This window comes from Methanocaldococcus villosus KIN24-T80, from assembly GCF_000371805.1.
In the GTDB taxonomy this organism is placed as follows: domain Archaea; phylum AGJL01; class Methanococci; order Methanococcales; family Methanocaldococcaceae; genus Methanocaldococcus; species Methanocaldococcus villosus.
This window is the reverse complement of sequence record NZ_AQUK01000001.1, coordinates 793692-818358: the sequence shown is the minus strand read 5'-3', so window position 1 is coordinate 818358 and position 24667 is coordinate 793692. Positions and strand designations below refer to the sequence as shown.

25 protein-coding genes and 1 pseudogene are annotated in these 24667 nt (G+C 29.3%); 19 read left to right on the top strand and 7 right to left on the bottom strand.

Translation table 11 applies throughout. The annotated features are described in order from the left end of the window. Positions 1 to 5: 5 nt before the first annotated feature. The 9 genes and pseudogenes from METVI_RS07340 (at position 6) to METVI_RS0104720 (ending at position 5030) form a co-directional block, all read left to right on the top strand. On the top strand, positions 6 to 323 hold the full coding sequence (locus METVI_RS07340) for a hypothetical protein (RefSeq protein ID WP_050559665.1): 318 nt from the start codon (positions 6 to 8) through the stop codon (positions 321 to 323). Next, complete coding sequence (locus tag METVI_RS07335) at positions 302 to 604, top strand: UPF0175 family protein (RefSeq protein ID WP_050559664.1); 303 nt, start codon at positions 302 to 304, stop codon at positions 602 to 604. The genes METVI_RS07340 and METVI_RS07335 overlap by 22 nt, the downstream gene beginning before the upstream one ends. After that, complete coding sequence (locus METVI_RS0104750) at positions 589 to 966, top strand: hypothetical protein (RefSeq protein WP_004591953.1); 378 nt, start codon at positions 589 to 591, stop codon at positions 964 to 966. The genes METVI_RS07335 and METVI_RS0104750 overlap by 16 nt, the downstream gene beginning before the upstream one ends. Next, a complete protein-coding gene (locus tag METVI_RS07430) occupies positions 960 to 1166 on the top strand; it encodes a DUF3368 domain-containing protein (protein ID WP_081604673.1) in 207 nt (68 codons plus the stop codon). Before METVI_RS0104750 ends, METVI_RS07430 begins: the two co-directional genes overlap by 7 nt. A gap of 1 nt (position 1167) precedes the next feature. Next, a complete protein-coding gene (locus METVI_RS0104745) occupies positions 1168 to 1653 on the top strand; it encodes a hypothetical protein (RefSeq protein WP_017981079.1) in 486 nt (161 codons plus the stop codon). A gap of 82 nt (positions 1654 to 1735) precedes the next feature. Further along, a complete protein-coding gene (locus METVI_RS0104740) occupies positions 1736 to 2014 on the top strand; it encodes a hypothetical protein (protein ID WP_017981078.1) in 279 nt (92 codons plus the stop codon). Positions 2015 to 2252: 238 nt separating this feature from the next. Beyond that, a pseudogene (locus tag METVI_RS07175) lies at positions 2253 to 3127 on the top strand (ATP-binding protein). 180 nt (positions 3128 to 3307) lie between these two features. Next, positions 3308 to 4666 carry an ATP-binding protein gene (locus METVI_RS0104725; RefSeq protein WP_004591061.1) on the top strand — a complete coding sequence of 453 codons (1359 nt, stop codon included), beginning with the start codon at positions 3308 to 3310 and terminating at the stop codon, positions 4664 to 4666. 169 nt (positions 4667 to 4835) lie between these two features. Continuing rightward, complete coding sequence (locus METVI_RS0104720; RefSeq protein WP_004591063.1) at positions 4836 to 5030, top strand: hypothetical protein; 195 nt, start codon at positions 4836 to 4838, stop codon at positions 5028 to 5030. 195 nt (positions 5031 to 5225) lie between these two features. Here the strand turns inward: METVI_RS0104720 and METVI_RS0104715 are convergent, their stop codons facing one another. Genes METVI_RS0104715 through METVI_RS0104700 form a run of 4 tightly spaced genes read right to left on the bottom strand, consistent with a single transcriptional unit; the run spans position 5226 to position 12869 of the window. Then, a complete protein-coding gene (locus METVI_RS0104715; protein ID WP_004591064.1) occupies positions 5226 to 8270 on the bottom strand; it encodes a type I restriction endonuclease subunit R in 3045 nt (1014 codons plus the stop codon). Positions 8271 to 8282: 12 nt separating this feature from the next. Continuing rightward, positions 8283 to 9590, bottom strand: a complete 1308-nt coding sequence (locus METVI_RS0104710; protein ID WP_004591066.1) for a restriction endonuclease subunit S — start codon at positions 9588 to 9590, stop codon at positions 8283 to 8285. 8 nt (positions 9591 to 9598) lie between these two features. Then, a complete protein-coding gene (locus tag METVI_RS0104705; protein WP_004591068.1) occupies positions 9599 to 11254 on the bottom strand; it encodes a hypothetical protein in 1656 nt (551 codons plus the stop codon). A 4-nt stretch (positions 11255 to 11258) separates the two neighbouring features. Continuing rightward, positions 11259 to 12869 (bottom strand): type I restriction-modification system subunit M, encoded by a 1611-nt coding sequence (locus tag METVI_RS0104700; protein WP_004591070.1) that lies wholly within the window; start codon positions 12867 to 12869, stop codon positions 11259 to 11261. Positions 12870 to 13061: 192 nt separating this feature from the next. On the opposite strand from METVI_RS0104700, the gene METVI_RS0104695 reads away from it, so the two are divergent. Both METVI_RS0104695 and asnB read left to right on the top strand, forming a co-directional pair. Continuing rightward, positions 13062 to 13502: an EVE domain-containing protein gene (locus METVI_RS0104695; RefSeq protein WP_004591072.1), complete on the top strand. Its 441-nt coding sequence runs from the start codon at positions 13062 to 13064 to the stop codon at positions 13500 to 13502. Positions 13503 to 13512: 10 nt separating this feature from the next. Continuing rightward, positions 13513 to 14970: an asparagine synthase (glutamine-hydrolyzing) gene (gene asnB, locus METVI_RS0104690; protein WP_026152901.1), complete on the top strand. Its 1458-nt coding sequence runs from the start codon at positions 13513 to 13515 to the stop codon at positions 14968 to 14970. Here the strand turns inward: asnB and guaA are convergent. Further along, positions 14951 to 15877: a glutamine-hydrolyzing GMP synthase gene (gene guaA, locus METVI_RS0104685; protein ID WP_004594597.1), complete on the bottom strand. Its 927-nt coding sequence runs from the start codon at positions 15875 to 15877 to the stop codon at positions 14951 to 14953. The two genes, asnB and guaA, sit on opposite strands and share 20 nt — an antisense overlap. A gap of 63 nt (positions 15878 to 15940) precedes the next feature. On the opposite strand from guaA, the gene METVI_RS0104680 reads away from it, so the two are divergent. The 4 genes from METVI_RS0104680 to mch are packed head-to-tail and all read left to right on the top strand — an operon-like array spanning position 15941 to position 19067. After that, complete coding sequence (locus METVI_RS0104680) at positions 15941 to 16609, top strand: fibrillarin-like rRNA/tRNA 2'-O-methyltransferase (RefSeq protein WP_004594595.1); 669 nt, start codon at positions 15941 to 15943, stop codon at positions 16607 to 16609. 2 nt (positions 16610 to 16611) lie between these two features. Beyond that, positions 16612 to 17190, top strand: a complete 579-nt coding sequence (gene hisB, locus METVI_RS0104675) for an imidazoleglycerol-phosphate dehydratase HisB (RefSeq protein WP_004594593.1) — start codon at positions 16612 to 16614, stop codon at positions 17188 to 17190. A 48-nt stretch (positions 17191 to 17238) separates the two neighbouring features. Continuing rightward, on the top strand, positions 17239 to 18051 hold the full coding sequence (locus METVI_RS0104670; RefSeq protein WP_017981076.1) for an SDH family Clp fold serine proteinase: 813 nt from the start codon (positions 17239 to 17241) through the stop codon (positions 18049 to 18051). Positions 18052 to 18101: 50 nt separating this feature from the next. Then, positions 18102 to 19067, top strand: a complete 966-nt coding sequence (mch, locus tag METVI_RS0104665) for a methenyltetrahydromethanopterin cyclohydrolase (protein WP_004593152.1) — start codon at positions 18102 to 18104, stop codon at positions 19065 to 19067. Here the strand turns inward: mch and METVI_RS0104660 are convergent. Further along, positions 19044 to 19802, bottom strand: coding sequence for a hypothetical protein (locus METVI_RS0104660; protein ID WP_004593150.1), 759 nt, complete (start codon positions 19800 to 19802; stop codon positions 19044 to 19046). The genes mch and METVI_RS0104660 overlap by 24 nt on opposite strands. Further along, positions 19787 to 20644: a coenzyme F420-0:L-glutamate ligase gene (locus METVI_RS0104655; protein ID WP_004593148.1), complete on the bottom strand. Its 858-nt coding sequence runs from the start codon at positions 20642 to 20644 to the stop codon at positions 19787 to 19789. The genes METVI_RS0104660 and METVI_RS0104655 overlap by 16 nt, the downstream gene beginning before the upstream one ends. A gap of 52 nt (positions 20645 to 20696) precedes the next feature. Here METVI_RS0104655 and rimI point away from each other — a divergent pair, with 52 nt between their 5' ends. Genes rimI through proS form a run of 4 tightly spaced genes read left to right on the top strand, consistent with a single transcriptional unit; the run spans position 20697 to position 24663 of the window. Continuing rightward, entirely contained in the window at positions 20697 to 21167 is a 471-nt protein-coding gene (gene rimI / locus METVI_RS0104650; RefSeq protein WP_004593146.1) for a ribosomal protein S18-alanine N-acetyltransferase, read from the top strand. 4 nt (positions 21168 to 21171) lie between these two features. Continuing rightward, positions 21172 to 21876, top strand: coding sequence for a 1-(5-phosphoribosyl)-5-[(5-phosphoribosylamino)methylideneamino]imidazole-4-carboxamide isomerase (hisA, locus tag METVI_RS0104645; protein WP_017981075.1), 705 nt, complete (start codon positions 21172 to 21174; stop codon positions 21874 to 21876). Further along, positions 21876 to 23303 carry a phenylalanine--tRNA ligase subunit alpha gene (gene pheS, locus METVI_RS0104640; RefSeq protein WP_004593141.1) on the top strand — a complete coding sequence of 476 codons (1428 nt, stop codon included), beginning with the start codon at positions 21876 to 21878 and terminating at the stop codon, positions 23301 to 23303. Before hisA ends, pheS begins: the two co-directional genes overlap by 1 nt. Before the next feature lie 4 nt (positions 23304 to 23307). Then, entirely contained in the window at positions 23308 to 24663 is a 1356-nt protein-coding gene (proS, locus tag METVI_RS0104635) for a proline--tRNA ligase (RefSeq protein ID WP_004593139.1), read from the top strand. The last annotated feature ends 4 nt before the right edge of the window (positions 24664 to 24667 follow it).

Genomic DNA, 24667 nt, shown 5'->3' with positions numbered 1-24667 from the left:
AACTTTTGAGGGATGAAAATGTCAAATTATCTAAAAAAATATTTGAAGAATTAGAACCAGAAGAAAAAATCATCCTCTATGCGTTGGGAGCATTAAACAACACTCCTTTAAATAGCAAAATAAAACTTCATAAATTGTTATTCTTAGTTTCTAATGTATTTCCACAACTAAATGAATTACTTGAATTTGAAGAGCACTTTTTAGGTCCTTACAGTGAAAAAATAAACTACATCCTCGATGATTTAATTAGTTTGGGATTGGTAGAAAAAAAGGTAGCGAATACAAACTTACTAAAAAAGGTATGGAAATATATAAACGACTAAAACCAAAACCAGAACTAAAAGAGGTCTTAGAAGATTTTAAAGAATTTATACACGATTTAACAGATGATGAAATATTGGCATTTATCTATGTCTCATATCCAAAATATACTAAAGAGTCTATAAAGTGGGATGAATTGAAAAAAAGAAGAGCTAACCTGGCTATTTCATTATTAAAAAAACAAAAAATTAGTTTTGGAAAAGCTGCACAAATAGCTGGATTCTCTCCTATAGACTTTGAAGAATTGCTTTTAAAAAGAGGGATAAAGTGGAGAGAAATATAACCACTAAAATTCTTGATAATACAGTAATAAGTGCTGGATTAAAAGAAATAAAAACCATAGACCTCATAGAGAGATGTCTAAAAAGATATAAATTAGCTACATCAAAACATGTATTTGAAGAGACATTAAAGGGCTTTTCAAACTCTACAATCAAAAATTGCTATTCAGATATTAAAGTCCATGAAACCGATGAAGAGACATTAAATTTTCTTTTAGATTACTTAGAAAAGAGATTTCCATATTTACACAGAGGAGAACTTTCATCCTTCTTAGTAGCTTTATTAAAATATGCTGAAAAGGGCAAGCCATACTACTATGTAACAGATGATAACAGAATAAGAAATAAAATCCCTAAATTTTAAATGACCCTGTATTAAAATCAAAATTAAAAAATCCTATAAATCCAGAAAATTTTAATATAACTGGGACAATTGGACTTATTTTACGATTAAAATATAGGGGATTAATATCAAAAGAAGAAGCTAAAAAGATTGCTGATGATTTAGAAAACAGTTCTTTTGGGGTAACTCCTGAATTACTAAAAAAATTAAGAGAGGATTGACATGGGCAAGTTGAAAGTCCATATAAACACTATAGATGAAAATTTAATGTTTAGAAGCTTAGATATAAAGGTAGGTTCTAAAACAATAGCAACCACTCCAATAAAAGCTAGCCTTCCGGAATATCCAATAAGTCCTGTAAATGAGGTATATAAAAAATTTTCTATTGATAAATTGGAAAAATGTAATATTGACAATTCTATGGAAACAAAGATAAATCAGGAAATAAGAAAATGTTTACTATTAGAACAGCATAATGGAGATGTAGCTATAACCCCAATTTTCTCTAAACTTATAAAGACCCTTAGAGAGGAAAAACTAAAAAATACATTCATTAAATTGACAAATCAATGTATAGAAATAGCAAATACCTTAAATAATAAAACTATTATTGGTGTAATTCCAGCAAAGATGCCAAGACAATTTATTGAAGATATTATAAAAAATTACATTGACAAAAATATCATTCATTACCATTATAGACCTTGATAGAAAAACTATCTCAGCTAATACTTCCTGGACTATAAAGTTATTTAGAACGATCCATAACAATAGAATTCTTGATGAGACTTTGTTATATTGTGTTAATGGTAGTGAAGGTAAATTCTTAAAAAATGCTGAGGTAATTTCCGCACATGATTTTATAAATTCTGGTTTTGGAATTGATATATTAGGCTTGAAACATGTTCCTCCTCCGCTACCCCCAGAAACTTGGGCAAAATTAAGAATAAAAAAAGAAAAAATTTACAGAATATTTAATGAAAATACTTATGGATATCATAAAGTAAATGAGGATATTCTCCAAAATTTGAGATTAATACCAAACCAAAAATATTGTAAAAATCCATAATATAAAGAAGCAGTTTGATGAAGCCAATTATTTACAAAATCTTCTTAAAGAAGAATCAACAGTTGAGCAATATGTATCAACAAAATCACAAATGAAAGACATAATTCCAAAAATCAAAAAAGTTAAACATAAAATTGAAGAAAAATCAACAACACTTGATTTTTTCCTATAAATAAGTTGATACATTAAATAGATACGCTCAGAATTTACCTATTCGTGGTGATTTAATTGAAATTCTATAGAGGAAGAAGTAAATTATTTAAAAACCTATTGCTAATTAGAACCAAACTCTATCCTCTTTGTTTATGGTCCAAATCGTCAGGAAAAATTACAGTGATGCTTAGAGTTATTGAAGAATTATCTGAGAAAGATATAATATTTTTCTATTATGATTTAAGAAAATATGCAACTCCAACAAAAGGAGTTATTAGAAATATTTTTCGAAAAAGGTGATAAAAAATACTTATTAAACAAATTAGAAATTAACCTAAAAATATTCAAGTTGGGAGTTGAAAAGAATTTTGATTTTAATAATCTATCTCTAAATGATATCTTTGCTAAGATAAACGAAAGTATAAATGCTGTTATCAAAGAAGGAAAAAAGCCAATATTAATAATAGACGAACTACAAAAATTAAAAAATATCTATTTTAATGGACTCATCACTATCAGAAGCTTCAAAGTTTTATTTAATTGATTAGTTAAAGAGGGAAGATATTAAAAAGATATTAGTAGAAGAAAACTTTAATAAGAAAGAGATTAATTATTGTTTAGATTATCTGTCTTTACTTTATGAAATAGTTGATTTAATTGAAAATAAAAAAACTTGGTTTGTCTGTTGAAGAGATAGTAAGACAGTGGATAAATATTGAGAAAGATAGGTTAGTTTATCTACTAAAATCAAATAAAGAAAGAAAAGAGAATCTGTTAAAAGTTTTAAGTAAATTTAAGGAAAAAATTAAAGTAAATATTGATGATTTTGAAGATGAAATCTTTGAAGATGTTAAATTCCTAATAAAAAATGAGATTTTGTTTTATGATCTTGTTAATGGTGTAATAAAGCCTACATCAGTAAAGAAGTGGTATGCTATAAGAGAGCTACTAAAATCATGATTTTATAAGTTTTTTGATAGTTTTACACAAGAATTAATCTATGAAAGTAATATAAAAAGTATGTAAGTGACAGATTCTATCTTTTTTAGTTTATTCTCAAAATTAATGTTATTGTTTATCAAAACCTATAAAAATGATAATTTCAATTATTATAATTATAGTTATCATTAAGTGGTTATCATGTTTATCAACAGAGAGGAAGAGCTTAAAGCACTAAGTGAAAAACTTAATAGTAATACGTTTGAATTTGTAGTTATTTATGGGAGAAGAAGGATAGGAAAAACAAAATTAGCATTAAAAAGTGTAGAAAACAGAGAGCATATTTACTATTTAGCAGTTGAAGGAGATAATTTAAAGCATTTTAAAAGATACGTATCAAAGGTAGTTCCAACAATTGAATATGCCAAAGAGGATTGGGAAGCATATTTTAATTTTTTAAAGGATAAAATCATAATTATTGATGAGTTTCCAAATTTAATTAAAGAAAACCCAAATATTCTATCTTTATTCCAAAGAATTGTGGATGTTCATTTGAAAGATACAAAAACAAAACTTATTATTCTTGGTTCATCAATATCCATGATGGGAGAGAAAATTTTAAGCTATAAATCCCCACTTTATGGGAGGAAAACAGGAGTTTTAAAAATTAGACCGTTAAAATTTAAGCATTTAAAGGAATTTTTCCCCAATGCAACTTGGAAGGAACTTGTTGAGATTTATGGTTTTGCAGATGGAATTCCCTATTATCTTGAAAAAATCAAACTACCATTTTGGGATTATTTAGAGGAAGAAATTAAAAGAGTTGATAGTTTTTTGAGGTATGAGGTTGATTTTTTGATGAAGTATGAATTTGAAGAACCAACAACTTACAAAAAGATACTTGAAGCAATTTCCTTTGGTAATCATTCACTTGGGGAGATAAAGAATTATTTGGGTGTTAAGCATTCGGATATAACGCCATATTTAAAGAATCTAATTGAGACGGAGTTCATTGAGAGGGAAATTCCAATAACCGAAAGCCCAAAAACAAAAAGGGGAAGGTATTATATTAAGGATAATTTCATTGCTTTTTATTTTAGATATATCTTCCCGAATTTGTCTGCGATTGAAGAGGGTATTTTTGAGATTGGGGAGATAAAGAATGACTATAATCAATATTTGGGCTTTGTTTTTGAAAAAGTTGCTAAGGAATTTTTAATTGAACTCAATAAAAACAATAAATTACCATTTAAATTTTTGAATATTGGGAGATGGTGGAAAAAGGGGGAGGAGATAGATTTAATTGCTTTAAATAAAAATGAGAAAAAAGCATTATTTGTTGAAGTTAAATGGAAGAATTTAAAAGATAGAGATATTAAAAAAATACTTAATGATTTAAAAAGAAAATCAGAACTTGTAGAATTGGGTGATTATGAGAAATATTATGCTATTATTGGGAGAAGAGTCGAGAATAAAGAGGATAAGGATTGTTTAGTGTTTGATTTGGATGATTTTGATAAATACTTCTCAACAATTAAAAACCCTCCTTTTTGTGACTAACATTTTATATCTTTAAAAATAAATGGGTAGATTGGGATTAGACTATCCTCCTTAATAAATTGATTAATTTTGACATGATTTAGAAAATATTTTAGGTATTCCAAAATGGAGAAAGAAGAGATTAGTTTGGAAAGTTGATCTAAATGAAAATAATAAATTAGAAAGATCTATGGAGTTGGAAGGAGAAGGATTATTATTCTGGGCTGAAAAGCAAGGAAATAAAGCGAGAATCTATTTAATCTCTTCAATCAGAGATTTCCTTAAAAGATTTGGAAATGAAGAGATAAGAAAGGCGTTAAAAAACAAGGATAATGAAAAATTAAACAGTATTTTATCATCAAAAGAGGAGATTAAAAATATTTAAAAGATAAAGGTATTTCTCTAAAAGAGAATAATGATTCAGAAGTTATAAGTCTAAAAGTTAAAGAAGATTTAAAAGATGTTAATGATCCAAAAACCTTTCATAATAAGTTTATAGAAGAGTTTAATAAAAATAAAATATTGTTATTACTCGATATGTTTGAGTTTTGGCATTATTGTATGGGTAATATATAGAAAATTATTCCATCACTTTAGCATGCTCAACAATAATATTTGAAAGTTTATTTAGTATAGAATATTCTAAAATACCTTTTTTCATTAATATTCTTTTTACCTCTGCTTTTATCTTAGACTTTATAAATTTATTTCTTTTCCAATCTGAAACTTTTATGTATCCTGACAATGTTTTTGCAATTTCTTTTGCAATATCTTTAATCTTTTCCTTTTCTTCTATTGGTAAATTTGGATATGATAATAATAAAGAATAGAATGTATATTCCTCCTCATTTAGGTTTAACTTTTTTCCTTCATCTTCAGCCTTTTTAATGTCTTTGGCTATTTCAATAAGTTTTAAAATCATTTCTGAAGTTTCTATTATCTTTCTGTTATGTTTATCTATCAATTCTTTTAATCTATCATACAAACTTTTATATCTCCAAGGATTTGTTCTTGTTTTAACTTTTAGATTATCATTTAGGATTTTAATAAGCATATCTACTGCAAGATTCTTATATTCTATATTTTTAATTTTATCTAAAAATTCATCAGAAAATATTGAAATATCTGGTTTATCTTTATTTAAGAGTTCAAATACATCTATTGGGTCACTTGCTGAAACACTTTTTGATATTAATCTTGACATATCTTTTTCTATTTCTTTTGACAATTCTTTAATTTTCCTTATTGAATACTTAACTAACATTTTTTTAATCATTTCAAAGAAGGCCAGATCTTCTCTTATCTTTATAGCTTCTGGATGTGGAGATGCTAATAGATAAAGCTTTTTTAAAGCTATGAAATTCTTTAAAAATTCTTCCTTAATTTTTTCATCTTTTGCTATCATTTCATAAGCCTTTGCTGTTAGATGTGCTAACTCCTCTGAACTCAAGTGTTTCCAATTTTTATAGTTTAAATCTTTAAAGTATAAAGAAACTATTTTGTATTTCTCTTTTAATAATGCCACAATTTCTTCAATATTTGTTAAAACTTCCTTAATTTGCTCACTTGTATATTTAGATAGTGATTTTTTTAGGTCATCTGATATTCCAATATAATCAACAATTAAACCCCCCGGCTTGTTTTTGAACACCCTATTAACTCTTGCTATAGCCTGAACTAAGGAATGGTTTTTCATAGGTTTCCAGAAATACATTGTATGTAAGCATGGAACATCAAAACCTGTTAACCACATATCTACAACAATAACCATCTTGGGATCAGAATTAGGATCTTTAAATTTCCTTGCTAACTCTTCCAACTCTTTTTTTGATCTTATATGATCATGAAATTCTTTAGGATCTTTACTTTTGTTTCCAGATATTACTACTGCAACAGAAGGAGCATTAGGATGTTTTGTAATTCTTTTATATAATTCTACAGCAACCTTTCTACTTATTGTGACCACCATTGCTTTACCATCAAGATCTGTAACTCTTTTGTTAAAATGTTCTACTATATCTTTTGATATTTTGTCAAGGTATTCATCAGTTAGCATTATTCTTTCAAGCTTTGCAAAGGCTCTTTTTATCTCTTCTTTTTCTTCAGGAATTAAATTTTCAGAAATTTCTTCAAATTCAAGATCTATAAATTCATTGGTTAAATGTAATTCTATGCATCTTGCTTCATAGTATATTGGAACAACAACTCCATGTCTTTTTGCTTTGTCTATTGAATAAATACTTATATAATCCCCAAATACTAAAGTTGTTGATCTATCCCTATAATCTATTGGTGTAGCTGTAAATCCTATAAATGATGCATTTGGAATGGCTTTTCTTAAGTTTTGAGCTAATTGCCTATATTGGCTTCTGTGTGCTTCATCAACAACTACAATAATGTTGTTTTTGTCTGTTAAAAAAGGATATTCTTCTTTATTTTTCCTTCCAAATTTTTGTATTGTGGCAAAAAATATTCCAGATTTAGCCTTTTTTAATGTTTCTTGTAGTTCTTTTATTGTTTCAATATGTTTTGCAGTAGGAAATACATTTTTAAATATTCCATATAACTGTTCATCAAGTTCTCTTCTGTCAGTTATAAATAATAAAATTGGGTTCTCAAGTTCTTTAACCTTTAATGCTTTTTTTGCATAAAATAGCATTGTTAATGATTTTCCAGAACCTTGAGTATGCCAAACTACACCAATCCTTTTATCTTTTCCTTTTACTGCCTTTATAGTTCTTTCAATAGCTTTTTTTACAGTATAGAATTGGTAGTAAGTGGCTATCTTTTTGATATATTCTTTACCACTTTTATCATATATTATAAAGTCTTCTATGTATTCAATTAATCTTCTTTTGTCAAATAAACCAAGGAGTAGGACTTCTAAACTTGTTAAAGTTTTACATTTATACTCATATATAGTCTTTTCTTCTGTTTCTATAACAATAACATCATCATCACTTTCTATACCTTCCCAAACAAAGAATCTTTCCCAATCTGAAGTTGGAGAGCCATATCTTGTTTCTAATCCATCACTTGCTACTAATATTTGTGCATATTGATAAAGTTGTGGTATATCTTCCTTTTTTATTTTATGATCTTCAAATGCATCTTTTGCTGTATAATCAGATTTAAATCCTTTAAATTCAAATATTGCTATTGGAATACCATTTATAAAGACCACTAAATCAGGAATTCTGTATTTGTTGTTTTCTTTATAGTATTCAACTTCAAATTGGTTTGATATTAAGAAATCATTATTATATGGATTTGAAAAGTCTATAAGTTTTACAATCCTTGTTTTTTCATTAGAGCTTTCTTTATAGGTTATTTTAACTCCACTTATTAGCATGTCATAAAATATTTTTCCTCTTATTATAGGGTCTGGATGATCTATATTTGATACTATTTTATAAACTTCCTCTGCTAATTTATCATTAAGCCAAGGATTTAGTTTTTTTATTGCAGAGATGAACCTATTTTTTAATATTACATCTCTATAAGTTGGTCTTTCTTTATTTTCAGGAGTTAGTTTTGAACCATGTTTGTAGTTATAACCCAACTTTTTAAATATTTCTATTGCTAAATTTTCTACTGTTTGTGGTTCATTAAGAGCTTCAACCATAGCTAATCACTTTTAAATTTCTTCTATTCTTAATCTTCCAAATACCAATTGAGGAAGTAAGGTATCTCTAATTTTCTTTAATGTTAATATTTGTTTTTGATTTAATATAATTTTTTTGAAGAGTGGCTCTACTAATGAGTGGAAGCGTTGGAGGATTGGTTCTGGTGGGATAAGGAGGTAATAGTTCTTTTTGAAGTTCTGAATTTTAAAATGTAAAATATTAGTACCACTATGAAATGTGGCAATTTCTTCTCTATTAAATCTGAAATTAAAGTAAAGGTAATATTTGTAATGATCTTTAATTGGAGTTACTTTAACTATATCCATTGAGTAAACGCCATAGTTTTTGTTATAGTCAGGAGGAAAAACGACAATGCCTGGACTTCCTAATAATCTTGCATCTTTTGTTTGTTCAGTATTTGGGAGGATTAAGTCACCTTCTTTTATCAAATGTTTTTTCTTTATTCTCTCGCTTTTAACCCAAGAATAAACTGGTTTAAATCCCCCACCTTCTACAGTATTGTTTAGTGTTATGAAGACGTAACTTTCAGGTTCTGAGCTTTCGAGCTTTTCTGAACTTTTATATGAGAAACCACTTGTTGCATCTGCAACCTCCCCAATAGGCTTAACCTCCCATCCTTTCGGAATCTCCATGTCCAGCTCCTCATTATAAACAAATTCTTCATCTTGAAAAGGTTCAAAATCAATAAACCAGCTTTTGAATATTGCCATTGCCATTTTTTCCAAAATTTCATTTTGCTTTTTCTTATTTTCTATTAAATCATCAAACCACGATAAAACTGTAGAGATGCGAGTTTGTTCTTCTGGTTGAGGATATGGAATTTCAAAATTTTTAACAATTTCTAAATTCAAATTTTGTTGTGCTGCACCTGAAGCCCTTAATAAGAGTCTTTCCCTATTACCAATTAATGAAAAAAACAAAAACTTATTATTATTTCCTTCAATAGCGGCTAATGCTTGATTAATTGTTGAAGGAATTTTTAAAATAGCTACTCTTCCTGCTGTAGGACTTGCATAAATTGCGAGAATTAAAGTCCCAGGAGGATATAGTCTTTTTGCATTACTATTTTTCATACCTTTTTCCGTTATTTTCTCCTCAGTATCATAAATATAGTTATCTTGAACCTCTTTGCTTTTTAACCAGTTTATTTTTCCATTCCAATATTCTTTCTTTTTTCTTGAAGGAGTTCCTCCTGTAGAAATATTAGCTATCTCCCCTAATCTCTTAACTTCCCAATCCTTAGGAATCTTCCCAATTTCAGTTTCCTTAAATTCGGTTTCCCATCTAAACTTAACCATATTCATCCTCACCCATATATCGGAATCATATACACTGCTAGTATCAATCCATTATTATACGGAATTGGCAAAATGTGAATCTTGACATTTTCCTCATTTAGCTCTTCGTTTGCCTTTTTCTCCATCCATGTTATTTGGTCATTCTTCAAATGATAAATTGGTTTGATATCAAAATTATCTTCAATACCATAGATAATACAGTGTCTTTGTACTTCACCATCCAAATATTTCTTAATTGTAGGTACGAGCTTTTTCTTTACAAATTTACTAGGATTTCCAAGAACGTCATCTGCTGATTTGAACTCCAGTATGTTCTCTGCTTGTAATATCCCAGAATTTCTGAACTCATATTCAATTTCGGCTTTAATAATATTTTCTATAATGAACTCAAATAGACTTTTAAGATGGGGATTTCTTATATTCTCAGAATATACCTTGCAAAACAAGTACTCAAGTAAAACTTTCCCTTTCCTACTTTGTGTATCTTTTATCTGTTTCATGAGGTTCTCTGAAAACTTAACAACATCTTCTGAAATATCAACTTGGTTATAAATTTTTAATCCTCCAATTTTAAAAGGTTCAAGAGAAATTTCTTCCCCAGCATGGAATATTTCTAACTCTCTTGTGTCCTCAAATATGCTCTGGTATAATTTTAAAAGAAAGCTATGCTTAGGCTCGATACCAGGTGTTGATTTAGTAAAGAAGCAGACAATATATTTTGGATGTTCTTTTTTAAATTTCAATTCCTCCCTATCTTGTGTAAATGAATAAACGGCTTTTTCATCTTCCATATACTGATATTTTCTATCATTGGAAAAATACATTGAAATTTTCTGTTGTGTAGGGATAAGTTTTTCAAATCTTCTGCGATATTCAGTAAGCCTTTCTGTTAATGCAACAAACATATCATAGAACATCTTGTATTCATATGCTTTATTGTGTACAAACACTTTAGTAACTTTTCCCTCGCTTCTTCCAATCTTAATCCTCCCTGTAGGTGATATAATCCCTTTATCTATCAAATTCTTAAGATCATCTTGTTCTATAGGTATCTGTATAGGAAAGTCGAACTCTTCCAACTCAACATTTAATCGTATTGTACCTATCGACTCCCATCCGACATCTTCTGGTTCTATCCCCCAAAACTTGGCATGACCTTTACTCATCCTTCTACTGTATTCAAATGCACCAAGAATGATGTTTTCTCCATCTTTTTTGATAATATCTGCACGTATGATATTTTTTGGATGTAACAATACCCTAACAGCGTAGAGTTTGTCCTTTATTTCTGCAAGGGATGGATCTTTTCTACAATGCACTATTACAAGAATGTTCTCCATCTGGAGAACTCCAATAAGGAATTTATCTGCTTCCTTTGATTTTGTATTCAATGCAGCTCTAAATGTATCTATTAGGTATTCAACCTCGTCATCACTCCGGTCTGGATATGATTCAAGTATCTTTTTGATCCATTTCTTTACAGATGCATTTTCGGGATCAACATCATTGTTGAAATCTCTCCAATTTCCAATTTTCTTTTCTAATGCTTGTATTAGATCCAGTATTCCTCCTCCCTCGTCGGTAGTAACTTCATTAAAATAGAGTTTATCCTCCATCTTGTTTTGGGGTTTTGTTGCAGACTTACTCCAGAAGTAGATCTGCATAATGCTACTCACCCCATATTTTGAAGCCAATTTCCTTAAAAACTTCCCTAACTTTCTTTGTTAAATCTTCCTCCTCTTTTAACAGCCTTTCCAACTCTTCACTATAAATTCTCATCTTCTCCTCAAAACTCTCTCTATCATCAATATCTAACTTAACTCCTACATACCTTCCAGGTGTTAATACATAATTATTTTTAGCCACATCTTCTATAGAGGCTACTCTTGCAAAGCCAACCTCATCAATTTTATCCAACTCCCCCTTTTCAAACAATCTAAACTTTTCAACTATCTTATTAATATGCTCATCAGTCATAACATTTAATCTTCTTGAAACTTGTTTATACAAATCCTTAGCATTGATAAACAATATTTTCCCTTTCATATGTTCTGGTTTCTCTTTCCTAATAAACCACAAAGAAACTGGCAGGGAAACATTATAAAACAACTTAGCAGGACAGGAAACAATCCCATAAACTAAATCAGCCTTAATTATTGCTTCTCTAATCTTCCCTTCAACACCTCCAGCTGATAAAGCACCATTAGCCATAACAAATCCAGCTTTCCCATTTTGGTTTAGATGATAGATAAAATGTAATATCCACATATAGTTAGCATTACTCTCAGGAGGAACAGGTACCCTATATTCTCCAACTTTCAACCTTGGATCATCAGGTTTTATCCTTTTAGAGTCCCATTCACTATCATTAAATGGTGGATTTGAAACCACATAATCAAACTTCATATCAAAGAATTTGTCATCATGATAACTATCTCCTACTCTAATATCTCCAGAAACCCCCCTAATAACTAAGTTCATCTTAGTCAATCTCCAAGCCATAACATCTGCATCCTGCCCATAAATAGAGAGTTTATATTTATCTAAATCTTCTCTTTCCAATTTTTCAATAGCAGATACAAAGAATCCACCACTACCACATGCTGGATCAAAAATTGTCCCTTCTTTAACATCTAAAATCTCTACTATCAATCTTGTTAAACATCTTGGTGTGTAAAACTTCCCTCCTCTTTTTCCTTCAACTTCTGTAAATTTTCCTAAGAAATATTCATATATTCTACCAAAAATATCTTTGGCTTTATGATTATAACCAAAATCTATTTCTGAAAATACATTAATTAAATAAGATAAATCTAATGAATCTAAATTTGATTTTAAATAAACCTTTGGTATAACATCCTTTAATTCCTCTGGATATTCATTTTCAAGTATTTCAATAGCATTTTCTATAATTTCAGCAATATTTGGCTGGTTTGCATTTTTATGTATATAATCCCATCTTGCCTTTTCAGGGATATATAAAACTCCAGCTTCTAAATAATAATCCTTATCTTCTAAAGCCTCTTTCCTTATTTCTTCATCTTCAATATAGTATGGGCTATTTTTATCTGAGAAAAGTTTTTTAAGCTCATTTTTCCTTTCTTCAAATGCATATGAAAGATATCTCAAAAAAATTAACCCCAATACAACATATTTATATTCATGAACCTCAACTTTCTTTCTTAACTTATCTGCTGCCTTCCATAGTTTATTTTCAAAGTCAGGAGGTAGCTCATAAGAAGTTTCAATAAAATTATCTAACTTTACAATTTTTGTCATAAATTTTCACCTCTATCAAAAATAATTTATCCTAACTTAATAATATTATAAAGTTAATTAAATTTTTATGAAACAATGGCTTTACAATAATAAGTCTTGACTAAGATCTAGATCTGGTCTTGCAATAATAAAATATATTAAAGAAGAGAATGAGAAAGAAAACATTATAGAATAATTTTCAGAGGGATAGATATGGCATATTGGCTCTGTATAACAAATGAGGATAATTGGAAGATAATTAAAGAAAAGAAAATTTGGGGAGTTGCTGAAAGGCATAAAAACACAATAAATAAGGTTAAAGTGGAGGATAAGTTAATTATTTATGAAATTCAAAGGAGTGGAAAGAATTATAAGCCACCATATATAAGAGGGGTTTATGAGGTAGTTTCAGAGGTGTATAAAGATTCTACAAAAGTTTTCAAGCCAACCCCAAGAAATCCAAATGAAAAATTCCCTTGGAGGGTTAAATTAAAAGAAGTGAAAGTTTTTGAGCCACCAATTAATTTTAAAGATTTAATTCCAAAACTTAAATTTATAACTAATAAAAAGAAGTGGAGTGGGCATTTAATGGGAAAGGCAATGAGAGAAATACCAGAGGAAGATTATATGTTAATTGTTAATAAAAACTTATAATGGGTTTATAATGTGTGGGATAGTAGGGATTGTTGCTAAAGAGAAGATAGAAGGAAATTATATTGTAGAGATGCTAAAAGCTATAGAACACAGAGGAAAGGATGGTTATGGTTTTTATATAGATGGAGATGTTTATTATAACAACTATCCAAATAAAGATATAAATAAAATAGCCTTAGCTCATTGTAGATTGGCTATAGTTGGGAATAGGGAACAGCCTATTATTATGGATAACTGTGTTTTGGTGTGTAATGGAGAGATTTATAACTATGAGGATTTGGAAAAAAGGTATAATTTAAATGTTGGAACTGATGTAGAGGTTATCTTACCATTATATAAAATTGGGATGTTAAAAGAGTTAGATGGAGATTTTGCTTTTGCCATTTATGATAACAATAGACTCATATTAGGAAGAGATTTTATTGGAGTTAAACCTTTATTTTTTGTTAATAGTGAGAAATATTTTGCATTTGCTTCAGAAAGAAAGGCTCTATGGAAATTATTAATAGAGTTGGATGGAATTGAAAAAGATATTGATAAGCTTAACAGTAAGATAAATAGAGTAGAGCCAAACTCTATATTGATCTATGACATAAATAACCATAAATACAATTCAAAGAGAATAAAAGATTTTGATATAAAGAGTTTAAATATTGATTATAAAGAAGCAAAAAATATTTTAGAAAATAAAATAAAAAGAGCTGTATATAAAAGAGTAAAAGGGTTAAAAAAAGTAGGAATAATTTTTTCTGGTGGAGTTGATAGTTCATTAATAACTGTTCTTGCTTCAAAATATACTGATGTTGTATTATATACAGTAGGTATTGAAGGTAGTGAAGATCTTTACTATGCTGAGAGATTAGCTAAAGAGCTAAATTTACCTTTAAAAAAGAAAATCATTAGAGAAGAGGAGTATGAAAAATATTTATTAAAAGTGGTTAAGGCAATAGATGAATTAGACCTGATGAAGATTGGTGTAGGCTTGCCAATATATATTGCCTCAGAATTGGCTAATAAAGATGGGATTAAAGTTATACTAGCTGGGCAGGGAGCTGATGAATTATTTGCTGGGTATGCTAAATATTTGAAATTGGATAAAAATGAGCTAGAAAAAAAGTTGATAGAAGATGTTATAAATATTAGTAAAGTGAATTTAGAAAGAGATGATCACTGTTCAATGGCAAATACTGTTGAATTGAGAGTTCCATATTTAGATGAAGATGTTATAAAGTTTTCCCTATCTTTACCAATAGAATATAAAATATCAAAAGAGAGAAAAAGAATTTTAAGAGATATAGCAAAAAATTATCTTCCAGATTATATAGCATATAGAAAAAAGAAAGCAGCTCAATATGGTAGTGGAGGAGAGAAGATTATATATAATGTAGCAAAGAAGTATGGATTTTCTAAGAGAAAAATTAAAGAATTTTTAGAGTTTTTAAAAAAGGTTATTCAAACTCAATTGTAGCTGGTGGTTTATCAGTTATATCAAACAAAACTCTAGAGACATTTAATTCAGATGTTATCCTTTTAGCTATTCTCTTTAATATATTAAAATCAATCTCTGGAACATGGGCAGTCATTGCATCTATTGACTTCACCATCCTAACAGCTACTACCCAACTATACTCCCTCTCATCTCCTTTAACTCCTGTAGCCTTACAATCTAAAACAGCAGCAAAATATTGCCATAGCTCTTTATCTAAATTTGCTTTCTTTACCTCTTCTTCAACTATAGCATTAGCTTCTCTACATATCTCCAACTTCTCTTCTGTAACTTCTCCAAGAACTCTAACAGCCAATCCTGGGCCAGGGAAGGGTTGTCTATAGACAATAGAATCTGGTAACCCAAGTTCTTTAGCTAATATTCTAACTTCATCTTTATAAAGCTCTCTTATAGGCTCAACCACTTCCAAAACCATACCTGATGGTAGAGAAACATTGTGATGACTTTTAATCTTACCCTCAGTTTCTATCCAATCTGGGGCTATTGTTCCTTGTATTAAAACTTCAGCCCCTATGTCTCTTGCCACCTCTTCAAAAACTTCTATAAATAGTCTTCCAATAATCCTTCTTTTCTCTTCAGGATCTCTTACTCCTTTTAAGGCTTTTAAAAACCTTTCTTTAGCATCAACAATGATTAGATTTAAACCTATGCTTTTAAAAACTTTCTCTACTTCTTCTCTTTCTCCCTTTCTCATTAATCCTGTATCTACAAAAACAGCTGTTAAATTATCACCAATAGCTTTATAAGCCAAGATAGCAGCAACAGAACTATCAACTCCACCACTTAAAGCAATTATAGCTTTCCTATCTTTAACTTTTTCTTTAATCTCTTTTACAGCTTCTTCAATGAATTCTTTTGGATTAAACATTTTACATCACCTTTTAATATATCTTAGATTTAATTATCTATATAATATTTTAAGGTGTTTAAGATGATTAAGGAAATATTTGAAAATGTATATAAAATAGAGATAGATGGAGAAGAGAGATTAGCTACAAAAGCTTTGAGTAGCAAGAGGGTGTATGATGAGAGATTTATTAAAATTAATAATGTTGAGTATAGGGTTTGGAATCCTAATAAGAGTAAATTAGCTGCAGCTATTATTAAAGGGCTTAAATTTCTTCCTATAAAAAAGGGTAGTAAGGTGTTATATCTAGGAGCGTCAGCAGGAACTACACCATCACATGTGTCAGATATAGTAGAAAATGGAATAGTTTATGCTGTAGAATACTCACCAAGAATAATTAGAGAACTTTTGGATGTTGCAGAAGATAGGAAAAATATAATTCCTATATTAGGAGATGCAAACAAGCCACAAGAGTATAGCTATATTGAGAAAGTGGATGTAATATATGAAGATGTAGCTCAGCCAAATCAAGCTGAAATATTAATAAAAAATGCTAAATGGTTTTTAAAAGAGAATGGATATGCTATGATAGCTATAAAAGCAAGAAGTATTGATGTTGTTAGAGAACCAAAAGAGATATTTAAAGAACAAAAAGAAATTTTAGAGAATAATGGATTTAAAGTTTTGGAAGAGATAGATATAGAGCCATTTGAAAAAGATCATATTATGTTTTTATTGGAATGGAGGGGTTAAATATGAGGGTTTTTGAGGTTGCAAGAGAGACTAAAGAGACATGCATATATTTAAAAATAAACATAGATGGTAGAGGGAAATATAATATTGATACTGGAATAGAGTTTTTTGATCATCTTTTATCAGCATTTGCAAAACATGGATGTTTTGACTTAATTGTTAAAGCAAGAGGAGATTTGGAAGTGGATGACCATCACACTGTTGAAGATGTTGGAATATGTTTAGGTTTAGCTTTAAATCAAATTGAAAGGAAGAATATAAAGAGGTTTGGATGGGCAATAATTCCTATGGATGATGCAAGAACTATGATGGCTTTAGATTTAGGTGGGAGAAGCTATTGTTTAGCTAAATATAAGCCAAGGAGAGAATTTATTGGAGGATTGTCTTTAGAGAATATAAATCACTTTTTCTCATCTGTAGCAAATTATGGATTTCTAAATATCCATTATGAGGTTATTGGGGAAAATGAGCATCATAAGTTAGAATCCCTATTTAAGGCGTTTGGTGTGGCTTTAGATATGGCAACTCAAATAGATTGTAGAAAGGGGATAGTTAGTACAAAAGGAGAGGTAAAATTATAAGTTAAGATATTATATAATAATAAACATAAAAAATAACTGGGGATAGGAATGTTTGATATTATAAGCTTATTCTGGTGGCTCTTCATTTTCTATTTAATAATGGCTCCACAGATTCAATATAAGCAGTTGCAATTAATAAGATTAAAATTGTTAAATAAAATATCTGAAAAGAGAAACTCAACAGTAATAACCCTAATTCATAGGCAAGAATCTGTAGGATTATTTGGTATTCCTATTTATAAATTCATTTCTATAGAGGATAGTGAAGATATACTTAGAGCAATAAGATCTGCTCCAAAAGATAAGCCTATAGATCTAATCATCCACACCCCTGGTGGTTTAGTTTTAGCTGCTACTCAAATAGCTAAGGCATTAAAAGAGCATCCTGCTGAGACAAGGGTTATTATTCCTCACTATGCTATGAGTGGAGGAACATTAATAGCATTAGCAGCAGATAAAATCATAATGGATAAAAATGCTGTCCTTGGGCCAGTTGATCCTCAACTTGGACAGTATCCTGCACCAAGTATAGTTAGAGCAGTTGAAAGAAAAGGAGTAGATAAAGTAGATGATAAAACCTTAATATTGGAAGATATTGCTAGAAAAGCTATTAATCAAGTTCAGAATTTCATTTACTATTTATTAAAAGATAAATATGGAGAAGATAAGGCTAAAGAATTATCTAAAATTTTAACTGAAGGGAGATGGACACATGACTATCCTATAACTGTTGAAGAGGCTAAAAAATTAGGGTTAGATGTATCAACTGATGTGCCTGAAGAAGTTTATCAATTAATGGAACTTTATAAACAACCTTTAAGAGAGAGAGGTACTGTTGAATATATAACTCAAAAAAACTAAAACAAAAATTATTAATATTTTAAATCCTTTAAAATTCATTTGGTGATAGTATGTTGAGTATTAATAAGAGAGCATGTAAAATAGTAAAAGAGATGATAGCTAAAAAGGAAGAGTTGAATATTGATGTGAAAAAGTTAGAAAATGGAACAACAGTATTAGACTGTGGAGTTAATGTTAAAGGTTCATGGGAAGCTGGAAAACGCTTTACAAGGGTTTGTTTAGGAGGTCTTGCAAAAGTAGGAATTTCTTTACAAGTCAATAAAGAGCTAAATTTACCATATGTTAAAGTAAAAACCTCTCACCCTGCTATAGCAACATTAGCTTCACAAAAGGCAGGATGGGCTATTAAAGTTGGGAAATATTTTGCAATGGGTTCAGGACCTGCAAGAGCTTTAGCTAAAAAACCAAAGAAAACTTTTGAAGAAATTGGTTATGAAGATAATGCAGATGTAGCTGTTTTATGTTTAGAGTCATCAAAATTACCAAATGAAGAAGTAGCTGATTATATAGCTAAAGAATGCAATGTTGAACCAGAAAATTTATATCTCCTAGTAGCTCCAACAGCCTCTTTAGTAGGATCAATACAGATAAGTGGTAGAGTTGTTGAAAATGGAACATATAAGATGTTGGAAGTTTTAGGTTTTGATGTTAATAAGGTTGAATTTGCTGCAGGTTTAGCCCCAATAGCTCCAATAGTGGGAGATGATTTTACAATGATGGGGGCTACAAATGATATGGTGATGTATGGAGGGATAGTTTATTATTACATAAAATCTGATGATGATGACTTATTAAGCTTATGTAAAGCTCTACCATCATGCTCCTCTAAAGACTATGGAAAACCATTTTTAGAGATATTTAAAGCTGCTGATTATGATTTCTACAAGATAGATAAAGGAATATTTGCTCCTGCTAAGGTTATTATAAATGATATAAGTAAAGGTAAAGTTTATGAGGCTGGAGAGGTTAATTATGAAATTATAAAAAAGTCATTAAATTGGGAATCTGTCATTTAAAATCTCTTCTATAATCCTTGCCCCCTCTTTGTAATCTATAACCCTTGCCCTAACTTCTCTTAGAATTCTCTGAATAGTGAATTTACATCCTCTTATTTTATGAAACTCATTAAGCATAGGACATCCATATTTATCTTTTATTTCAATTCCATATTTTTTTAAAATCTCTCTTTCTTCATTTTTTGTAAGAGCAAAAAATGATGGTAGGTTTAATCTATAAACTCTATCTTTATAAAATGATAAATGTCCAAATGCTAAAAGATCTCCAAATATTATATATTCAATTCCCTCTTCAATAGCTTTCTCCACAATAACCTCTTCAATTATTTTATGACACCTACCACAAGGATGAAATCTTCCTTCAACAGTGCCTTTATAAACATCTTCTAAATCAACATTAATAAATTCTACATTGAATCCTAATTTTTTAGCCCTTTTTAATATCACATCTTTATCTTTTATTATATAGGGAGAATAGCATGTTATTGGCTTAACATTAAATAAGTGTTTAGCAATGATTAAAGAGACAGAACTATCTACCCCACCAGAATATGCTAATATGGCATTTTCTTTTTCATTAAAATTTATTTTATAGAATTCTTTATTAACCAATCTATTTATTAACATCTCTTTTAAACACTTCTTTAAACTCTCATCTATATCCAACTTTTCTAAAATTTCTATGTGGTTGTTAATTCTTATTTCTATTAGTTTTCTATTTATTCTCTCTTCCATTCTTCTCTAACCTTTATTATCACTATTGGGGTATGCTCCATTTTTTCTAAAATATCTTCAGTTATCACATATGTGTTATATCTTTCTAATAATTCATTAACATTTTTAATATTGTTTTGAACCCTATCTGCTATATAAGCCATCCTTGCTAACTCTTTTATCCCATATCTCATTTCTCCAGCAATAGCTAATGGAGTTCCTCCTATAAAACCACCTATTTTCAGCTTTTCAGCAATTTTTCCTAGTAAAAATCCAAAAAATCCCAATCCACTGATAATTCCATCAATAGCATAAGGTAAAGCTGTAACATAGAAATTTAAAACCTTATAAGTTGCATCTGTGTCAGCAATCATAACTAATACATTTACATTAAACTCTCTCTTTATTTCATGATAAAGCATTTCTGCCCATTTTTTTGGTTCTTTTGGTAAAGGGTTAGCATAAGTTAATGGAACATTTGTTAAATCAACTCCTCCCTCAGCATAAGGCTTTAATGCATATCTTAACCCCAATGTTTCTATAATCATTTGCTTATGCTTTAAACTTTCTCTTTTTGGCATTTTTCTTAAACTTTTTATTTTTTCCTCTTTTAAAAATATCTTACCCAACAAATAACCCCAAATATATTTACTCCAATAATAGCAGAGATAAGCTAATATAGAAGGTTTAAATTGTTCCTCATCTATAAAATTACCTTCAGCTGTAGAAACCATTTTTTCACTTAGAATAATTACATCACCATCTTCCAACCTTATATTACTCTTCCTAATAGCTTCTAAGACTATTGGAATAAAATTTTCTCCCCTCTTAATATATCTTGTCCTTATTGGATAGGCTCTCATATTTATGGAATAACAAATAAGTATTATAAATAAATATTTTTAAAGTGAAATCATGATAATTAGAAAATTCACATCTAAGGACTTGGAAGATGTTGAAGCAATAGAAAAAGAAGCATTTAAACATCCCTATCCCACACAACTTTTATTAGGCTTATGGATAAACTATCCTGACTGTTTCTATGTAGCTGAAGTTAATAATAAGGTTGTAGGATACATAGTAGGTATGATGGATTGGGGGAATGGACATATAGTATCATTAGCTGTAAAGAAGGAATATAGAAGAAGAGGGATAGGTAGTTTATTATTAAAAACTTTGGAAAACTACTATTTCAATGTGGCAAAATGTAACTATATTGTTTTAGAAGTTAGGGTGTCTAATATAGCTGCAAGAAAGTTTTATTATAAGATGGGATATAGAGATAGAAAGCTTATACCAAGATATTATGAAGATGGAGAAGATGCTATTTTAATGATAAAGAAGAGGAAAAATGCAAAAGGTGTATTAATTGTCTCTTTATGGTGAGAAATTGATAATAATGCCAGCTATAGATTTAAAAGATGGAAAATGTGTCCAACTTGTCCAAGGAGATCCAAATAAGAAGTTATTTGAGAGTGATGATGTTATAGGAATAGCTAAGAAATTTGAAAAGTTTGCTGATTGCTTACACATAGTTGATCTAAATGCAGCATTAAATATGGGGAATAATAGGGAGCTAATAAGGAAAATAATAAATTCCATATCAATTCCTGCACAAGTTGGTGGGGGGATAAGGGATGTTGATGTAGCTAAAGAGATTATTGATTTTGGAGCAGAAAGAATAATTGTTGGGACAAGGGCAATATTAGATAAAGAGTTTATTGATGAGTTAAAGAGTGAGCTAGGAAAAAAGAAGATAGTTTTAGCAGTTGAGGAGAGAGAGGGTAAGGTTGTTATAAAAGGTTGGAAGGAGAAGATAGATAAAACACCTTTAGAAATTATAAAGGAGTTTGAAAATAAGGTAGGGTATATTTTATATACAAATGTCAATGTTGAAGGACTATTAAAAGGAATAGATCTAAAAAAAATAGAAGATATTGTAAATAATTCTAAATTACCAATCATCTATTCTGGTGGGATAACAAAATTAGATGATCTTATAAATTTAAAGAGGTTAAATGTCTATGGAGCAGTTATTGGATCAGCTATTTATAAAGGCTTAATAAAATTAGAAGATTTAAAAAAGGTGAAATAATGCTCCATATTGATGAGAAAAGGTTATTAAAGGTTTTCCAAGATAAAGGAAAAGAGATTTTAGATATTAATGAGGTACAGTTACCAAAAGAAAAAATTATGAGAGTTTCTCTATGGTTAAAAGGAAAAAATTTATTAGATATTGAAGAGAAAAAAAGAGAAAAGGTTAAAGTTGTTAATAAAAAACCATTTCCTGAAAGAAAAATAGCTAATTATTTAAAGGAGATAGGAAAGAATGAAATTGAAATAAAAGAGTTAAAGAACATTTTAGATAAAGAAGAAATAAATGCTGCCCTGGGAGCTATAAAAAGAAAGGGGATAGCTAAAGTTGAAAAAGGAAAAATAATTTTTGATAATTTAGATTATTATGATGAAGAAGAAGAGATTTTAAAGAGGTTAGAGGGTAAGTATTTAGATGAGCTTTCAGAAGAAGAGAAAAAATATTTAAATATACTAAAAAAAAGAGGTTATTTAGATATTGATGAAGAAAAAGAGATAAAACTAAAGCTTACTGAAAAAGGGAAGGAGTTAATAAAAGAACCAATTGTTATTGAGGAAGAAATTAATCAACTTAATAGGGAAATAATAATTAGTGGAAAGTGGAGGAAAGCTAAAATAAGAGAGTATGATATAAAAGCTCCAACTAAAGAAATATACCCTGCTAAACTTCATCCATTAACAAGAATCATTAGAGAGGTTAAAGAAATATTACTATCAATGGGTTTTAAAGAGGTTAAAAGTCCATTAGTAGAAACAGAATTTTGGAATTTTGATGTTCTATTTGAGCCTCAAGATCACCCTGCAAGGGAGATGCATGATACTTTCTTCTTAAAATACCCATGTAAAGGAGAAGTTCCAAAGGATCTATTGGAGAGAGTTAAGGAAGTACATTTAAAGTATTGGAGGATATTTGATAAAAGTGTATCTGAAAGATTGATTTTAAGAACCCATACAACAGCAGCTACTATAAGATATCTTGCCTCTCTAGAAGAAGATGAGAAAGTTAAACCACATAAAGTATTTTGTATTGATAGGGTATTTAGAAATGAAGCTATTGATTACAAACACTTGCCAGAGTTTTATCAATGTGATGGCATAATAATGGCTGATAATGTGAATTTCAACAATTTAATAGGTGTTTTAAGAGAATTTTTAAAAAGATTAGGCTTTGAAAAAGTTAGATTTAGACCAGCATATTTCCCATTTACAGAACCTTCATTAGAAGCTGAAATATATTTAGAAAATAAAGGATGGTTAGAGATATTAGGAGCAGGGATATTTAGGCCAGAATTATTAGAACCATTGGGGATAAAAAAACCAGTTCTAGCTTGGGGTATAGGGTTTAGTAGGTTAGCTATGTTGAAGTATGGATTAACAGATATAAGAGATCTACATAAAAATGACTTAAACTGGTTAAGGAGGGTGTAAAGTTATGGAATTTTCAGAGTGGTATTCAGATATATTAGAGAGAGCTGAAATATTTGATGTAAGATATCCAATAAAGGGTTGTGGGGTTTATTTACCATATGGATTTAAAATTAGAAAATACACATTTGAAATAATAAGAAAATTATTAGATGAAAGAGGGCATGATGAAGTTTTATTCCCTCTATTAATTCCAGAGGATTTGTTAGCTAAAGAAGGAGAACATATAAAAGGATTTGAGGATGAAGTTTTTTGGGTTACACATGGAGGTAGAGAGAAGCTTGAAAAAAAGCTTGCTTTAAGACCTACATCAGAAACTGCTATATATTATATGTTTAAACTTTGGATAAAGGTTCATACAGATATGCCTATAAAGATATATCAGGTTGTCAATACTTTCAGATATGAAACAAAACATACAAGGCCATTGATAAGATTGAGAGAAATAATGACATTTAAAGAAGCACACACAGCACATTCTACAAAAGAGGATGCTGAAAAACAAGTTAAAGAAGCTATAGAAATATATAAAGAGTTCTTTGACACTTTAGGTATACCATATTTAATTTCTAAAAGACCCAGCTGGGACAAGTTTCCTGGGGCAGAATACACTTTTGCATTTGACACAATTTTTCCAGATGGTAGGGCTATTCAAATAGCAACAGTTCATAATCTTTCTCAAAATTTCTCAAAAACTTTTGATATAGTTTTTGAAACTCCTGATGGAGGAAAGGATTATGCTTATCAAACATGTTATGGTATATCAGATAGAGCTATAGCTTCAATAATAGCCATACATGGTGATGAAAAAGGATTATGTCTACCTCCAGTTGTAGCTCCATATCAAATAGTTATTGTTCCTCTAATATTCAAAGATAATAAGGAACCATTAAATAAAGCTAAAGAACTAAAAGAAAAATTAAAAAGTTATAGGGTTTATTTAGATGATAGAGATATTCGACCAGGAAGAAAATTTAATGAGTGGGAACTTAGAGGAGTGCCATTAAGGATAGAAATAGGCCCAAAAGATATTGAAAATAAAAAAATTACTATATTTAGAAGAGATACAATGGAAAAGTTTCAAATTTGTGAAGATGAACTTGAGAAAATTGATGAGATATTAAATGATATTATGGAAAATATGAGAAAGAAAGCTATAAAGAAATTTGAAGATTTTATAACCATTATGGATTATGATGTTGATAGGATAAAAGAAACTCTAAATAATAAGAGAGGGATAATTTTAATACCATTTGATGAAAGTATATATAATAGTGAGCTAGAGGAAAAAGTGGAGGCAAGAGTGTTAGGAGAAACTGAATATAAAGGGAAGAAATATATAGCTATAGCAAAAACTTACTGAGGTG

Excerpts from the sequence above, each read along its gene's own strand:
- asnB (WP_026152901.1), top strand. The coding sequence starts at position 13,513 with ATGTGTGGGATAGTAGGGATTGTTGCTAAAGAGAAGATAGAAGGAAAT.
- proS (WP_004593139.1), top strand. The coding sequence starts at position 23,308 with ATGGAATTTTCAGAGTGGTATTCAGATATATTAGAGAGAGCTGAAATA.
- rimI (WP_004593146.1), top strand. The coding sequence starts at position 20,697 with ATGATAATTAGAAAATTCACATCTAAGGACTTGGAAGATGTTGAAGCA.
- mch (WP_004593152.1), top strand. The coding sequence starts at position 18,102 with ATGTTGAGTATTAATAAGAGAGCATGTAAAATAGTAAAAGAGATGATA.
- METVI_RS07335 (WP_050559664.1), top strand. The coding sequence starts at position 302 with ATGGAAATATATAAACGACTAAAACCAAAACCAGAACTAAAAGAGGTC.
- METVI_RS0104660 (WP_004593150.1), bottom strand. The coding sequence starts at position 19,802 with ATGGAAGAGAGAATAAATAGAAAACTAATAGAAATAAGAATTAACAAC.
- METVI_RS0104705 (WP_004591068.1), bottom strand. The coding sequence starts at position 11,254 with ATGCAGATCTACTTCTGGAGTAAGTCTGCAACAAAACCCCAAAACAAG.
- METVI_RS0104725 (WP_004591061.1), top strand. The coding sequence starts at position 3,308 with ATGTTTATCAACAGAGAGGAAGAGCTTAAAGCACTAAGTGAAAAACTT.
- hisB (WP_004594593.1), top strand. The coding sequence starts at position 16,612 with ATGAGGGTTTTTGAGGTTGCAAGAGAGACTAAAGAGACATGCATATAT.
- METVI_RS0104745 (WP_017981079.1), top strand. The coding sequence starts at position 1,168 with ATGGGCAAGTTGAAAGTCCATATAAACACTATAGATGAAAATTTAATG.
- METVI_RS0104715 (WP_004591064.1), bottom strand. The coding sequence starts at position 8,270 with ATGGTTGAAGCTCTTAATGAACCACAAACAGTAGAAAATTTAGCAATA.
- METVI_RS0104710 (WP_004591066.1), bottom strand. The coding sequence starts at position 9,590 with ATGGTTAAGTTTAGATGGGAAACCGAATTTAAGGAAACTGAAATTGGG.
- METVI_RS0104695 (WP_004591072.1), top strand. The coding sequence starts at position 13,062 with ATGGCATATTGGCTCTGTATAACAAATGAGGATAATTGGAAGATAATT.
- guaA (WP_004594597.1), bottom strand. The coding sequence starts at position 15,877 with ATGTTTAATCCAAAAGAATTCATTGAAGAAGCTGTAAAAGAGATTAAA.
- METVI_RS0104670 (WP_017981076.1), top strand. The coding sequence starts at position 17,239 with ATGTTTGATATTATAAGCTTATTCTGGTGGCTCTTCATTTTCTATTTA.
- METVI_RS0104655 (WP_004593148.1), bottom strand. The coding sequence starts at position 20,644 with ATGAGAGCCTATCCAATAAGGACAAGATATATTAAGAGGGGAGAAAAT.
- METVI_RS0104720 (WP_004591063.1), top strand. The coding sequence starts at position 4,836 with ATGGAGTTGGAAGGAGAAGGATTATTATTCTGGGCTGAAAAGCAAGGA.
- pheS (WP_004593141.1), top strand. The coding sequence starts at position 21,876 with ATGCTCCATATTGATGAGAAAAGGTTATTAAAGGTTTTCCAAGATAAA.
- METVI_RS0104680 (WP_004594595.1), top strand. The coding sequence starts at position 15,941 with ATGATTAAGGAAATATTTGAAAATGTATATAAAATAGAGATAGATGGA.
- METVI_RS0104700 (WP_004591070.1), bottom strand. The coding sequence starts at position 12,869 with ATGACAAAAATTGTAAAGTTAGATAATTTTATTGAAACTTCTTATGAG.